This is a genomic window from Belnapia sp. (genome assembly GCF_059504005.1).
This window is the reverse complement of the sequence record NZ_JCACHU010000077.1, coordinates 109,485-123,758: the sequence shown is the minus strand read 5'-3', so window position 1 is coordinate 123,758 and position 14,274 is coordinate 109,485. Positions and strand designations below refer to the sequence as shown.

Below are 14,274 nucleotides of genomic sequence, written 5' to 3'. Positions count from 1 at the left end.
ACCCTTGGAACGATCTAGGCTTTCTGCCAATGTGAAGCTTCTGTTCGGTGGCGGCCATGATGCTGCTCCATGCCAGTTCCGTCGCCCGGGGAGAGGACGCCGTCCTCCTCCTCGGTCCGTCCGGGTCAGGGAAGTCCGATCTGGTGCTGCGCCTGATGCAATCGGGATGGTCCCTGGTCGCCGATGACCAGGTCGCGCTCCGGCCGGAGGCGGGCGGATTGCGCCCTGACGCCCCCGCGCCGCTTGCCGGGCTGGTCGAGGTCCGCGGCCTCGGCCTCTTCGGCCCCTTCCCCCGTGCCCTCTCCCCCGTGCTCCGCCTCGTCGTCCGCCTGCTGCCCCGCGCCGAGATCCCCCGCCTGCCGGAGCCGGAGCATTGGTCGGCCGAGGGCGTCACCCTGCCCGCCATCCGCCTCCATGCCTTCGACGCCTCGGCGCCGGCGAAGCTGGCGCTGGCCCTCGATACCGCCCTCGGCCGCATCGCCCAGCCGGCCGGCGCCTTCGCCAAAGGCATGAAATGATGGCCGCGCGCCCGGTCGTCCTCGTCACAGGACTGTCGGGCGCGGGCCGCGCCTCCATCCTCCGCCATCTGGAAGACCTCGGCTTCGAGACCGTCGACAATGCGCCCCTCGACCTGCTCGAGGAACTGGTGGGCGATGGCGACCAGCCGCTCGCCGCCGGCGTCGACACCCGCAGCCGCGGCTTCGACCCCGAGACGGTGCTGCTTACCCTCTCGCGCCTCCGCCTCCGCCCCGACATCGCCGTCACCCTGGTCTACGCAACGGCGGAGGATGCCGTGCTGCTCCGCCGCTACAGCGAGACCCGGCGCCGCCACCCCTTGGCCCCCGGCGGCTCGCTCGGCAGCCGCGTCGCCGACGGCATCGCCCGCGAGCAGGCGCTGATGGCCCCGCTGCGCGACGCCGCCGACATGGTGGTCGACACCTCCGACCTGCCGCTGCCCGCGCTCCGCCAGATGATCGAGCGCCGCTTCCGCCGCGAGGGCGCGCCCGGCCTCCTCATCCACGTCCAGTCCTTCGCCTTCCCCCGCGGCCTGCCGCGCGAGGCAGACCTGGTCTTCGACGTGCGCTTCCTGCGCAACCCGCATTACGTGCCGGAGCTGAAGCCGCAGACCGGGCGGGACGCGCCCGTCGCCGCCTATGTCGAGGCGGACCCCGACTTTCCCGGCTTCTGGAGCCGGCTCGTTGGCTTCGTCGATCCGCTCTTGCCGCGCTACGTGGCCGAGGGCAAGAAGTACCTCACGGTCGCGCTCGGCTGCACCGGGGGCCGGCACCGCTCGGTCCTTGTCGCCGAGCGTCTGGCTGACCATCTGCGTGCCCTGGGCTGGCGTGCGGATGTCACGCATCGCGAACTGGACGAGGCGGCACACCACAAGGCCGCCCCGGAAGCCCATTCAGGGGGTCGGGAGGCCCTTTCACCGTCCCCATGATCGGATTGGTCCTGGTTACCCATGGCCGCCTGGCCGACGAGCTCCGCCTCGCCATGGAACATGTGGTCGGGCCGCAGCGCGCGGTCGCGACCGTCTGCATCGGCCCCGAGGACGACATGGAGCGTCGCCGGCAGGACATCCGCGAGAGCATCGCGGCGGTCGAGCAGGGCGACGGCGTGGTGGTGCTGACCGACATCATGGGCGGCACCCCCTGCAACCTCGCCGTCTCGCTCGCCGACCACAATCATGTCGAGGTCATCGCCGGGGTGAACCTTCCCCTGCTGGTGAAGCTCGCCAAGATCCGCTCGTCGGAACCCCTGGCCGAGGCGGTGGACCATGCCGCCGCCGCCGGCCGCAAATACATCGCCGCCGCGGGCGACATCCCGAACGGGATCGCCCGGGTCAACGGGGGCGCCCAAGGGAATGGTGGAAACAAGCCATGAGCCAGACCAGCAGCGAAGCCGCCTCCGACGCCCCCGCCGCCTCGGGTGGCGAGGAGCTGGTGCTCCGCCAGTGCATCACCATCCGCAACAGCCGCGGCCTGCATGCCCGCGCCGCCGCCAAGCTGGTGACGCTGGCCGAGCGCTACTCCGCCTGCCTCAGCGTCTCCCGCGACGGGCAGAAGGTGCCCGCCTGCTCCATCATGGGGCTGATGATGCTGGGCGCCGGCCAGGGCAGCAAGGTTACCATCGAGGCCGAAGGCTGGGATGCGCGCGAAGCCCTGGATGCAGTCGCCGGCCTGGTCGAGGCCGGCTTCCATGAAGACTGAGCGGGGCGATCGCTCCGAGGCGAAGCCGGCCGACATCCTCCGCAAGCCCGGCCCCCGCCGCGGCCGCGAGCACACCATCCGCGGCATCCCGGTCTCGCCCGGCATCGCCATCGGCCCGGTCTTCGACACCACCGAGGTCCCGACCGAGGCGCCGCGCCGCGCCATCACCGCCGACCGGGCCGAGGCCGAGAAGACCCGGCTGGCGGAGGCCGTCTCCCTCTCCCGCAAGCAGCTCGGCAAGCTGAAGACGCGGCTTTCCGTCCTGCCCGAGGAAGCGCAGGAGGAGCTGGCGCCGCTGCTCGACGCCTATGTGCTGATGCTGGGCAATTCCCGCCTGCTGCGCGGCGCCCGCAAGCGCATCGAGACCGAGCTGCTGGCCGCCGAGACCGCGGTGCAGGACGAGGCGGAATCGATCGCCGCCCTGATCCTCGCCGCCCGCGACGACGACAAGCCCGGCCTGCAGCGCCGCGCCGGCGAGGTGCGCGAGATCGCCCGCCGGCTGACGCGCAACCTCACCGCCACGCCCTTCCGCAGCCTCAAGGGCATGCCCGAGGGCGCCATCCTCGTCGCCGAGGAGCTGACGCCGGCCGATGCCGCCCTGCTCGACCCGACGCGCGTCGCCGGCGTCGCCACCGATGAGGGCGGGGCCGACGGCCATACGGCGATCATGCTGCGGGCGCTCGGCATCCCCGCCATCCTCGGCGCCACCGGCCTCAGCGAGAGCGCCGAGCGCGGCGACATGGCGGTGCTGGACGGCGCCGCCGGCACCATCGTGCTGCGGCCGGGCGAGAAGGCGCTCGACAAGGGCCGCGCCTCGCTCGCCGCCTTCGCCAAGGAGCGGTCGAAGCTGGCGAAGCTGCGCCGACTGCCCGCCGTCACCACCGATGGCGAGCTGGTGGAGCTGCAGGCCAATCTCGAGATCCCGGCCGAACTGCCGCTGATCGCCCAGGCCGGCGCCCAGGGCATCGGCCTGCTGCGCACCGAATTCCTCTTCATGAACCGCGAGGACCTCCCCGACGAGGAGGCCCAGCTCATGGCCTATACCCAGGTGGTGGACGCCATGGGCGGCGACCCGGTCACCATCCGCGTCCTCGACTGGGGCGGCGAGAAGGACATGCAGGCGCTGAGCGAGGGCGTGGCGCCGACGCATTCCGGCCCCAACCCGGCGCTCGGGCTGCGGGGGCTCCGCCTGCTGCTGAAGCGGCCGGAACTGCTGGAGGCGCAATTCGCCGCCATCCTCCGCGTCGCCGAGCGGGGCCCGGTCCGCATCCTGCTGCCGATGGTCACCAATCCTTCCGAGGTGCAGGCCGCGCGCGAGATCTATGAGCGCGTCGCCCGCCGCCTCCGCCGCAAGGGGGTTGCCCTGCCGGAGAAGCTGCCCGAGCTCGGCGTGATGATCGAGACGCCGGGCGCGGCGCTTGCCGCCGACGCCATCGCGCTCGAGGCCGATTTCTTCGCCATCGGCACCAACGACCTCGCCATGTACACGCTGGCCGTCGACCGCGCCGAGGCCGAGGTCAGCCACCTCTACGACAGCCTGCACCCCGCCGTGCTGCGCCTCATGCAATTCGCCACGGAAGCGGCGCTGCGGCTGCGCATGCCCGTCTCCGTCTGCGGCGAGATGGCGGGCAACCCGCGGCTGGTGCCGCTGCTGCTGGGCCTCGGCATCCGCTGCCTGTCGATGAATGCCAGCGCGATCCCGCGCGTGAAGCAGGCCATCCGCTCGCTCGACATCGCCGACTGCGCCCGCTTCGCGCGCCGCGTGATGGAGCAGTCCGATCCTGCCCGCATCCATGAGCTGGTGCTGAACTTCGGGACGGGCTCCGAGAAGGGCTGAGGGGGCCGCTCCGCCCCGCATCGGCGCGAGCGGATCGCCCCTTCCGGGTCCCCGCGCCCGTTGCCGGGGGTTGCCCTCAGCGAACCGCCTGGCGCTGGCGATCCGCCTCGGCAAGGGCGCGGGCGGTTTCCACCAGCGCCCGGCGCACCCCGGCATCGGCGATGGCGATGAAGGCCTGTACCAGGCTCGCCACCCCTTCGCCGAGCGGCGCCTGCGGCGCGGTCGCCTGGTCCAGCAGGTCCTCCACCCTCACCCCGCAGGTCATCGCCCAGGCCGGCAGGCGCGAGGCGCAGAGCCGGTTCTGCCCCGTCTCGTATTTCAGGATCTGCTGCGGGCTGACGCCCAGCGCCCGCCCCATCTGCGCGAGCGTCACCCCGGCCCCCAGCCGCGCCTGCTTGAGGCGGGGATGGATCGGCGCCGCGTCCCGCTGGGGCCAGGCCATCTGGTGCGGCATCGGCAACTCGGTCGCAGCCAGGGCTTGAGGCATGGTTCAGCTCCGGACCAGTTTCGTAACGTAAGGGCGTTCTCCACCACCAGTTGTGAAAACTTCAAAACACTTTCGCAAGAGGATGAGCGCCGGATTCGTCACTTTTGTTGAAAAATAGCAACAAACCGACGGGCCTGGTTTGGCTCCACCATCCCATCGCTCTCACGAGCCACCGGACCCGCCCGCCGGCGGCCCGACCGGCGGCGTGGCGCCCAGGGAGCCCGGCCGGGATCGCCGCCCTTTATCCCGCCTCCGTCGCCGTTCTATAACCAGCCCATGCCACCGGCGCAGGCTGCCCGGAGACGGCCGCGCGGGTCCCCCCCTCTCGCCGCCGCCTTCCGCCCAGCCCCCGCACCTTCCCCCAGCCCTCTCCGTGCGGCGCGCCGCGGCGGCTGGCGCTGGTTGCGCTGGCCGCTGCTCGCCGCCATCTGGGGCGCCGTCGCCCTCGCCCTGCTGCTGCTGGCCTTCGCCTGGGACCTGCCGCGGCCGGACAGCCTGCCGGCCGCCACCCGCCGCCCCTCCGTCACGCTGACGGCGGCGGATGGCACGGTGCTGGCCAGTCAGGGCGACCTCTATGGCGAGGTCGTCCGCCTGCGCGACCTGCCCGCCCACCTGCCGGCCGCGCTCATGGCCGTGGAGGATCGGCGCTTCCGCAGCCATTTCGGCGTGGATCCCTGGGGCCTGGCCCGGGCGGCCTACGCCAATTGGCGCGCCGGCGAGGTGGTGCAGGGCGGCTCCACCCTCACCCAGCAACTCGCCAAGAACCTGTTCCTGACGCCGGAGCGCAATGTCCGCCGCAAGGTGCAGGAGGCCCTGCTGGCCCTCTGGCTGGAGCGCCGCTTCAGCAAGGACCAGCTGATGGAGATCTACCTCAACCGCGTCTATCTCGGCGCCGGCGCCTATGGGGTGGATGCGGCCGCGCGGCTCTTCTTCGGCGTGCCGGCACGGCGCCTCCAGCTCTGGCAATCGGCCCTGCTGGCGGGGCTGCCGAAGGCGCCCTCCCGCCTCAACCCCCGCGCCTCGCCCGACCTCGCCGTCGCCCGCGCCGCCGAGGTGCTGGAGGCGATGGTCGCCACCCGCGCCATCACGCAGGCGCAGATGGAGGCCGAGCTCGCCCGCATGCGCCTGCCGCCGCCGCGCTCCGGCCAGGCCGGCTGGTTCGCCGACTGGGCGCTGGAGGATCTGGCCGACAGCTTCCCCGGCAATGCCGACCTCACCCTGCGCGCCACGCTCGACACCCGCCTGCAGGCGGCGGTGGAGGCGCGGCTCGAGGCGCTGCTGGCCGGGCCGGGGGCGCGGGCCGGCGTCTCCCAGGGCGCCGTCATCGTGCTGGAGGCGGCGAGCGGCGCCGTCCGCGCCATGGCCGGCGGGCGGGACTACCGCGGCAGCCAGTTCAACCGCGCGACCGATGCGCGGCGCCAGCCCGGCTCCGCCTTCAAGCCGGTCTACTACCTGGCGGCGTTGGAGCAGGGGATGCGGCCGGACGACGCCGTCTCCGACCTGCCGCTGACCCTCGGCGGCTGGTCGCCCGGCAACGGCACCTGGCGCGCCCGCGGCGAGATCACCATGGAGGAGGCGCTGGCCAACTCGGTCAACACCGCGGCTGTCCGCATCTTCTTCCGCGCCGGCGGGCCCAGAGGTGCCATGGAGATGGCCACCCGCCTCGGCATCGAGGGCCGCTTCCCGAAGGACGCCTCGCTCGCCCTCGGCACCGGCGAGGTCAGCCTGCTCGACCTCGCCGCCGGCTATGCCGCGATCGCCAATGGCGGGATGCGCGTCGCCCCCTTCGGCATCGCCGCCGCCAGCGCCGGCGGCCGCGCCCTGCCGATGATTCGCACTGCCCCGCGCCGCGTCGTCGCCGCCGAGCACGCGGCCGAGCTGCGCCGGATGCTGGAGGCCGCCGTCGCCCGCGGCAGCGGCCGCGCCGCCGCGGTGCCGGGCCGCAGCGTCGCCGGCAAGACCGGAACGACCCAGGAGTCGCGCGATGCCTGGTTCATCGGCATGGTCGGCGGCCAGGTGATCGGCGTCTGGCTCGGCAATGACGATGCCCGGCCGATGGACGACGTCCGCGGCGGTACCCTGCCGGCCCGGCTGTTCCGCGAGGTGGCCGAGGCCCTGCCTTGAAAGCGGGGATGCAGCCGGCGGGCAACCGGGATACACCAGCGTCCATGACGGGCCAGCCCCCCACCCCGACCGATTCGGCGACCGAGACCCAGGCCAAGCGCCTCGCCAGCGTCGCCACGCTGGCGAGGCCGGTGCAGCATGACATCAACAACCTGCTGACCGTGGTCTTCGCCAACCTGGAACTGCTGAGGCGCACCGCCGCCGCCGGCGGGCCGCAGCGGCAGCTCGACCGCATCCAGGAGGCGGCGAAGCGGCTGGAGGGCTCGACCCGCGCCATCCTCAGCCTGCTGCGCCGCCCGGTGGGTCAGACTGGGGCGTTCAGGCTGTCGGACATCCTTCGCGCCGCGCAGCCGCTGCTGCTGCTGCTGCCGACCGGCGGCTTCCGGCTCGAGCTCGCGGAGGAGGATCCGCCGGTGCTGCTGGACCGCGCCGCCTTCGAGGACGCGCTGCTGGCCACCGCGCAGCAAGCGGCGGAGGCCATGCCGCGCGGCGGCGTCCTTCATCTGCTGCTGGAGCGCCAGGAGGGCGGGGTGGCGCTGGCCATCCGGCATCCGGAGGGGATGGTGCCGCCTGGCCTCGACGCCATGGCGGCCCTCGCCCGGACCGGCGGCGGGCGAGCGGACGCGACGGCGGATGGGCTCCGCCTCACCCTGCCGGCGGCACCGGCGGCGGGATGATACGCGTCACGATTGGACCTTCGCCCGAAATCTGGGCAAATTGCGCCTCGCGAGCCGGTAAAGCTTAACCGATTGCTTCGCAATTCCGTGACGCTCTGCTATCGGCCGGAGTCCGGCGGTGCGGTTGCACGATCGGGCGTTGCCTGGACAACGCTCCGTGGCGCAGCATTTGCTGGACAAACAGGGACAGGGATCCGCCCCCGCACGGGGGGCGTCCACAACGGGAGACGGAGTTGATGCCCCAATTCGGGCCTATCGTGAAACGTGCTTTGGGCATGGCTGCCCTCGGCCTGACGCTGGCCCTGCCGGGCCTGGCGCAGGCCCAGCAGGCGGCGCCGGCCAATACCCTCGACGCCGTCCGCGCCCGCGGGCAGCTGGTCTGCGGCGTGAACACCGGCCTCGCCGGCTTCGCCCAGCCGGACAGCCAGGGCGTCTGGCGCGGCTTCGACGTGGAGTATTGCCGCGCCGTGGCCGCCGCCGTCTTCGGCGACCCGAGCAAGGTGCGCTACGTGCCGACCACCGCTCAGGTGCGCTTCACCGCGCTGCAGTCGGGCGAGGTGGACCTGCTCTCCCGCAACACCACCTGGACGCTGTCGCGCGACACCGCGCTCGGGCTCGACTTCGCCGCCACCAACTTCTTCGATGGCCAGGGCTTCATGGTGAAGACCGCCCTCGGCGTGAAGTCGGCGAAGGAGCTGGAGGGCGCCACCATCTGCGTCCAGCCCGGCACCACCACCGAGCAGAATCTCGCCGACTGGGCGCGGGCCAACCGCGTCCGCTTCACCCCTGTCGTGATCGAGCGGCTGGAGGAGATCGTCGGCGCCTTCGTCGCCGGGCGCTGCGACGCCTACACCACCGATGTCTCGGGCCTTGCCGCGACGCGCTCCGCGCAGCCGAAGCCGGACGACTACGTCATCCTGCCCGAGGTCATCAGCAAGGAGCCGCTGGCGCTGGGCGTGCGGCAGGGTGATGCGCGCTTCGCCGACATCGTCCGCTGGACGCACTACCTGCTGCTGAGCGCCGAGGAATTCGGCATCACCCAGGGCAACCTCGACCAGATGGCGAACGACCCGCGGCCGGAGGTGCAGCGCATCCTCGGCAAGAACGGCGAACTCGGGAAGATGCTCGCCCTCGACAACCTTTGGGCCGTGAACGTCCTGAAGGCGGTCGGCAATTACGGCGAGGTCTTCGACCGCACGCTGAAGCCGATCGGCATTCAGCGCGGGCCGAATGCGCTCTGGACGACCACCGGCGGGCTGCAATACTCGCCGCCCTTCCGCTGACATGAACAGGGGCCGGCCATGCGGCCGGCCCCGCCATCGGCCTGGAACGGAGAGGGCGCCATGTCCCAGACCACCATAGACCCGCGTTCGCTGCGCGCCCCGCCAAGGCGGCCGCTGCGGCTCTCCTGGTCCGACGAACGGGTTCGCGCCATCGTCTGGCAGATCCTCGTCGTCGGCTTCATCGGCGCCATCGTGTGGTGGTTGTGGTCGAACACCGTCCACAACCTCGAGGTCCGGCGCATCGCCACCGGCTTCGGCTTCCTCAGCCGCGAGGCGGGGCTGCCGATCGCCGAATACGTCATCCCCTACAGCCCGACCGACACCTATTTCCGAGCGCTGCTGATCGGCCTGCTCAACACGCTGAAGGTCTCGATCGTCGGCATCGTCCTGGCAACCGTCTTCGGCACGCTGATCGGCATCGCCCGCCTCTCGAAGAACTGGCTGCTCTCCAAGATCGCCGGCATCTATATCGAGGTGATCCGCGACCTGCCGCTGCTGCTGCAGCTGCTCTTCTGGTACGCCATCCTCCAGGGCCTGCCCGGCCCGCGCCAGGCGCTGCATCCGGTGGGCGGCGTCTTCCTCTCGAACCGCGGCCTCAAGCTGCCCTGGATCGATTGGCAGGATGCGCATTCCTATGCGCTGCTGGCCTTCGTGCTGGGCGCGGTCTTCACCTGGTTCTACCGGCGCGACGCCATCCGCAAGCGCATCCTCGACGGCAAGCCGCGGCCGGTCTGGCCGATGGCGCTCGGCTGCCTCGTGGCGCTGCCGCTCGCCGTCTGGGCCGCCGGCGGCGCGCCCTGGACCGTCGACTGGCCGGAGCTGCGCGGCTTCAACTTCCGCGGCGGCCTCAACATGTCGCCCGAGTATTTCGCCCTGCTGCTGGGCCTGACCACCTACACGGCTGGCTTCATCGCCGAGATCGTGCGCGCCGGCATCCTCGCCGTGCCGCATGGCCAGTGGGAGGCAGCGCAGGCGCTCGGCCTCCGCTCCGGGCAGGTGCTGAAGCAGGTGGTGCTGCCGCAGGCGCTCCGCGTCATCATCCCGCCGATGACCAGCCAGTACCTCAACATCACCAAGAACAGCAGCCTGGCGGTCGCCATCGGCTACCAGGACATCGTCTCGATCGCCAACACGACGCTGAACCAGACCGGCCAGGCGATCGAGGGCATCGCCATCATCATGCTGGTCTATCTCACGATCAGCCTGTCGATCAGCCTCTTCATGAATTGGTACAACGCGCGCATCGCGCTGGTGGAGCGCTGAGCCCATGAGCGACATCACCCTCAACGCCTCCGCCAAGGTCGCCGAGGCTGCCCCGCGCAGCGCGCCGATCACCCAGATCGGCTTCGTCGGCTGGCTCCGGGCCAACCTGTTCTCGGGCTGGCTTTCGACCGCCGTGACGCTCGCGCTCGGCTACTTCATCATCCGCTGGGCGATCGGCTTCGTCGACTGGGCCTTCGTCAACGCGGTCTGGTCGGTGCCGAACAACCAGACCCAGGCCTGCCGCGACATGCGCGGCATCGGCGCCTGCTGGGCGGTGATCACAGAGAAGCACCGCTTCATCCTCTTCGGCACCTACCCCTATGAGGAGCACTGGCGTCCGGCGCTCTGCGTCGTGCTCTTCGTCGGGCTCTACATCGTCTCCGCCATGCGGCGCTTCTGGCGGAAGGAGCTGGCGCTGATCTGGGTCGGCGTGCTGACGCTGATCGGCGTGCTGATGTGGGGCGGCGTGCTCGGCCTGCCCTATGTGCCGCAGGAGCGGTGGGGCGGCCTCGTCATCACCCTGATCCTGGCGACCTTCGGCCTGGCGCTCGCCTTCCCGCTCGCCATCCTGGTGGCGCTCGGGCGGCGGTCGCAGCTGCCGGCGATCAAGGTGCTCTGCGTGGTCTATGTGGAGCTGATCCGCGGCGTGCCGCTGATCTCGCTGCTCTTCATGGCGAGCGTGATGTTCCCGCTCTTCCTGCCGGAGGGGATGAACATCGACAAGCTGCTGCGCGCCCAGCTCGCCATCATCCTCTTCGCCGGCGCCTACCTGGCCGAGGTGGTGCGCGGCGGGCTGCAGTCGCTGTCCAAGGGACAGTACGAGGCGGCGGACGCGCTCGGCCTCTCCTACTGGCAGAAGACCGGCTTCATCATCCTGCCCCAGGCGCTCCGCCTCGTCATCCCGCCGCTGGTGAACACCTTCATCGGCTTCTTCAAGGACACCTCGCTGGTCCTCATCATCGGCATCTTCGACCTGCTGACCGCCGGCAAGACGGCGATCATCGAGCCGGCCTGGCAGGGCTTCGGGATCGAGGTCTACCTCACCGTCGGCGCGATCTACTTCATCTTCTGCTTCGCCATGAGCAAGTACAGCCAGAGCCTGGAGGCGGAGCTGAACCGCCACCGCGTCCGCTGAGGGGAACCCAAGGATGAGCGAGACCCTGGAACACATCGCCTCGGCCGCGCGGACGGATGCGCCGCCGGCCATCCTGCTCGACAAGGTCAACAAGTGGTACGGCGCGCTGCATGTGCTGCGCGACGTGTCGCTCAACGTGGCACTCGGCGAGCGGGTGGTGGTCTGCGGGCCCTCGGGCTCGGGCAAGTCCACCATGATCCGTTGCATCAACCGGCTGGAGACGCATCAGGAAGGCCAGATCAAGGTCAACGGGATCGAGCTCTCGGACGACCTGAAGGCGCTGGACGACATCCGCCGCGAGGTCGGCATGGTGTTCCAGAGCTTCAACCTCTTCCCCCACCTCACCATCCTCGAGAACTGCACCCTGGCGCCCATCTGGGTCCGTCGGATGCCGAAGAAGGAGGCGGAGGAGCTGGCGATGGAGTACCTGACCCGGGTGCGCATCCCGGAGCAGGCGAAGAAGTATCCGGGCCAGCTCTCGGGCGGGCAGCAGCAGCGCGTCGCCATCGCCCGCGCACTCTGCATGAAGCCGAAGATCATGCTGTTCGACGAGCCGACCTCGGCGCTCGACCCGGAGATGATCAAGGAGGTGCTAGACACCATGGTCAGCCTGGCCGAGACGGGCATGACCATGATCTGCGTCACCCATGAGATGGGCTTCGCCCGGCAGGTGGCGGACCGGGTGGTGTTCATGGACCGCGGCGAGATCGTCGAGATGGGGGAGCCGAACCACCTGTTCGAGAACCCGCAGACGGAGCGGCTGAAGACCTTCCTCAGCCAGATCCTGCGCGGCCATTGAGGCCAGGGGGTGCGCCGGGGGCGGGCCCGGCGCCCCTTGCGTGCCACCCGGAAGCGGGCCTATGCGTTACGCCCCCTGATCCCCCGGGCCCATAGCCTTGCACGCACCCCCCGATGCCGGCTCCCGGCGCGCCCTGACCCCCGCCCTGATCCTGGGCGTCCTCGGCGTCGTCTATGGCGATATCGGCACCAGCCCGCTCTATGCGCTCAAGGCCTCCGTCATGCACTTCGCTGCCGACGGCGTGGAGCGCTGGGAGGTGCTCGGGCTGCTGAGCCTGATCTTCTGGTCGCTCATCCTCACCGTCACGGTGAAATACGTCGTCTTCGTCCTCCAGGCCGACAACAAGGGCGAGGGCGGCATCCTCGCGCTGATGGCGCTGGCCCAGCGCTGCGCCCGGACGGACCGGGGGCGGTGGTGGGTGGCGCTCATCGGCATGGCGGGCGCCTGCCTCTTCTTCGGCGACGGCATCATCACCCCGGCCATCTCGGTCCTCTCGGCGGTGGAGGGGCTGAAGGTCGTTTCCGACCGCTTCGACGCGGTGGTGATCCCGCTCTCGATCGTCATCCTGATCGCGCTCTTCCTGTTCCAGTACCGCGGCACGGGCAGCATGGGGGCGATCTTCGGGCCGGTCTGCGCGCTGTGGTTCGCCTCGATCGGCGTGCTCGGGCTGGCCGAGATCCTGCGGGAGCCGGCGGTGCTCGTCGCCCTGTCGCCGACCTATGCGGTCAATTTCTGCCTGGCTTACCGTCTCGCGGCCTTCATCGCCATGGGCAGCGTGGTGCTGGCGGTGACGGGGGCCGAGGCGCTCTATGCCGATATGGGGCATTTCGGCAAAAGGCCGATCAAGCTGGCCTGGCTCGTCTTCGTGCTGCCCTGCCTCGCGCTCAACTATTTCGGTCAGGGCGCGCTGCTGCTCTCGGACCCGGCCGCACTCGAGAATCCCTTCTTCCTCCTCGCCCCCGAATGGCTGCGGCTGCCGCTGGTGATCCTGGCGACGGCGGCGACGATCATCGCCAGCCAGGCGATGATCTCGGGCGCCTATTCCATTGCGCGCCAATGCGTCCAGCTCGGCTTCTGCCCGCGGCTCGAGGTGCGGCATACCAGCGAGACGGAGGAAGGGCAGATCTACCTGCCGCAGGTGAATTTCGCCCTGCTCGCCGGCGTGGTGCTGCTGGTGCTGGTCTTCCGCAGCTCGGACAGCCTGGCGGCCGCCTACGGCATTGCCGTGACGGGCACCTTCGTCTGCACCTCCATCCTGGCGACGCTGGTCTTCCACCGGCAGTTCGGCTGGTCGATCGCGCTGGTGGCCGCGGTCTTCGGCCCGCTCATGGCGCTCGACCTCGTCTTCTTCATCGCCAACGTGCTGAAGATCCCGGACGGGGGCTATGTGCCGCTGGTGCTCGGCGGGCTGCTGATGCTGCTGATGAACACCTGGTACCGCGGCCGGCAGCTGCTCTTCGCCCGCTTCCGCCAGGACAGCCTGCCGCTGAAGAGCTTCCTCGCCCGGCTGCCGCAGAGCCGCACCATCCGCGTCCCCGGCATCGCCGTCTTCATGACCGGCCAGGCGGACTACGTCCCCAATGCGCTGCTGCACAACCTGAAGCACAACAAGGTGCTGCATGAGCGCGTGCTCTTCGTCACCGTGCTGAACGAGGACGTGCCCCAGGTCGGGCCGGAGCGGCGGCGCGAGGTGCAGGAGCTCGGCGCCGGCATCCATCGCGTGATCCTGCGCTACGGCTTCCAGGAAAGCCCGCACATCCCCCGCGAGCTGCAGGGCCTGCGCGAGGCCGGCGTCGCCTTTGACCCGATGCAGTCCAGCTACTTCCTCGGGCGCGAGACGCTGGTGCAGGCGGTGGTGCCGAAGATGTCGCGCTGGCGGCAATGGCTCTACACCTTCATGTCGCGCAATGCGGTGCCGGCGACGGAGTTCTTCCGCATCCCCTCCGACCGGGTGGTGGAGCTCGGGGTCCGGGTCGCCATCTAGGCCTGAACCCATCCGATGCCCGGGCGTTACGTCATCCGCCGCAGCTTGGGAGGATGATGCAGCCGATGCCCCTGGTGACCCTGGTGCTGGCCAATGGCCCCGGCTTCCCGCAGGGCAGTGCGGACCATCGCTACGAGATGTCGGTGGTGCTGACGCCGGGCGGCCATCTCGAACCGGGCGCGTGGCTCGCTGACCCGACGCCCTGGCCCGCGGTGCGCTTCCGCCCGGACGGGCCGCCGCAGCAGGGCACGGTGCAGTGGAACGAGCAGACCGGCTGGTCGCTCGCCTTCTCCCCGGCCGAGGGCGAGGCGGCGGACGCCGCGCCGCATGTGCAGATCATCCAGCCCGGGCAGCTCCGCCCCGGGGAATACGTCACCATCCGCGAGCCGAACGGGCGCGACTACGGCTACCGGGTGGTGGGCGTCGGCTGAATGACGTTCCGCCCGGGACGGGCAACCGGTCCCTCCCGGGC

14 protein-coding genes are annotated in these 14,274 nt (G+C 70.7%); 13 read left to right on the top strand and 1 reads right to left on the bottom strand.

Annotated elements, in window-relative coordinates:
• Positions 1–56: 56 nt before the first annotated feature.
• The 5 genes from AC5JJ1_RS11830 to ptsP are packed head-to-tail and all read left to right on the top strand — an operon-like array spanning position 57 to position 4,050.
• Positions 57–518 (top strand): HPr kinase/phosphorylase, encoded by a 462-nt coding sequence (locus AC5JJ1_RS11830; RefSeq protein WP_495785327.1) that lies wholly within the window; start codon positions 57–59, stop codon positions 516–518.
• Entirely contained in the window at positions 515–1,444 is a 930-nt protein-coding gene (gene rapZ, locus AC5JJ1_RS11825) for an RNase adapter RapZ (protein WP_495785326.1), read from the top strand. The genes AC5JJ1_RS11830 and rapZ overlap by 4 nt, the downstream gene beginning before the upstream one ends.
• Complete coding sequence (locus tag AC5JJ1_RS11820; RefSeq protein WP_495785325.1) at positions 1,441–1,887, top strand: PTS sugar transporter subunit IIA; 447 nt, start codon at positions 1,441–1,443, stop codon at positions 1,885–1,887. The genes rapZ and AC5JJ1_RS11820 overlap by 4 nt, the downstream gene beginning before the upstream one ends.
• Entirely contained in the window at positions 1,884–2,213 is a 330-nt protein-coding gene (locus AC5JJ1_RS11815; protein ID WP_495785324.1) for an HPr family phosphocarrier protein, read from the top strand. Before AC5JJ1_RS11820 ends, AC5JJ1_RS11815 begins: the two co-directional genes overlap by 4 nt.
• Complete coding sequence (ptsP, locus tag AC5JJ1_RS11810; protein WP_495785323.1) at positions 2,203–4,050, top strand: phosphoenolpyruvate--protein phosphotransferase; 1,848 nt, start codon at positions 2,203–2,205, stop codon at positions 4,048–4,050. The genes AC5JJ1_RS11815 and ptsP overlap by 11 nt, the downstream gene beginning before the upstream one ends.
• Positions 4,051–4,126: 76 nt before the next feature.
• On the opposite strand, the gene AC5JJ1_RS11805 is transcribed toward ptsP, so the two are convergent.
• Entirely contained in the window at positions 4,127–4,537 is a 411-nt protein-coding gene (locus AC5JJ1_RS11805; protein ID WP_495785322.1) for a helix-turn-helix domain-containing protein, read from the bottom strand.
• A 402-nt stretch (positions 4,538–4,939) separates the two neighbouring features.
• Here AC5JJ1_RS11805 and AC5JJ1_RS11800 point away from each other — a divergent pair, with 402 nt between their 5' ends.
• The 8 genes from AC5JJ1_RS11800 (at position 4,940) to AC5JJ1_RS11765 (ending at position 14,233) form a co-directional block, all read left to right on the top strand.
• Complete coding sequence (locus AC5JJ1_RS11800; RefSeq protein WP_495785321.1) at positions 4,940–6,661, top strand: transglycosylase domain-containing protein; 1,722 nt, start codon at positions 4,940–4,942, stop codon at positions 6,659–6,661.
• 44 nt (positions 6,662–6,705) lie between these two features.
• Positions 6,706–7,338, top strand: coding sequence for a histidine kinase dimerization/phospho-acceptor domain-containing protein (locus AC5JJ1_RS11795; RefSeq protein WP_495785320.1), 633 nt, complete (start codon positions 6,706–6,708; stop codon positions 7,336–7,338).
• 275 nt (positions 7,339–7,613) lie between these two features.
• Positions 7,614–8,621: an amino acid ABC transporter substrate-binding protein gene (locus tag AC5JJ1_RS11790; RefSeq protein ID WP_495785319.1), complete on the top strand. Its 1,008-nt coding sequence runs from the start codon at positions 7,614–7,616 to the stop codon at positions 8,619–8,621.
• A gap of 60 nt (positions 8,622–8,681) precedes the next feature.
• On the top strand, positions 8,682–9,884 hold the full coding sequence (locus tag AC5JJ1_RS11785) for an amino acid ABC transporter permease (protein ID WP_495785318.1): 1,203 nt from the start codon (positions 8,682–8,684) through the stop codon (positions 9,882–9,884).
• 4 nt (positions 9,885–9,888) lie between these two features.
• Complete coding sequence (locus tag AC5JJ1_RS11780; protein WP_495785317.1) at positions 9,889–11,019, top strand: amino acid ABC transporter permease; 1,131 nt, start codon at positions 9,889–9,891, stop codon at positions 11,017–11,019.
• Between the two features lie 13 nt (positions 11,020–11,032).
• Positions 11,033–11,818: an amino acid ABC transporter ATP-binding protein gene (locus tag AC5JJ1_RS11775; RefSeq protein ID WP_495785316.1), complete on the top strand. Its 786-nt coding sequence runs from the start codon at positions 11,033–11,035 to the stop codon at positions 11,816–11,818.
• Between the two features lie 97 nt (positions 11,819–11,915).
• Positions 11,916–13,802 (top strand): potassium transporter Kup, encoded by a 1,887-nt coding sequence (locus AC5JJ1_RS11770; RefSeq protein ID WP_495785315.1) that lies wholly within the window; start codon positions 11,916–11,918, stop codon positions 13,800–13,802.
• 65 nt (positions 13,803–13,867) lie between these two features.
• The gene (locus tag AC5JJ1_RS11765; RefSeq protein WP_495785314.1) at positions 13,868–14,233 is read left to right on the top strand and encodes a hypothetical protein; all 366 of its coding nucleotides are present in this window, start codon (positions 13,868–13,870) and stop codon (positions 14,231–14,233) included.
• Positions 14,234–14,274 lie beyond the last annotated feature (41 nt).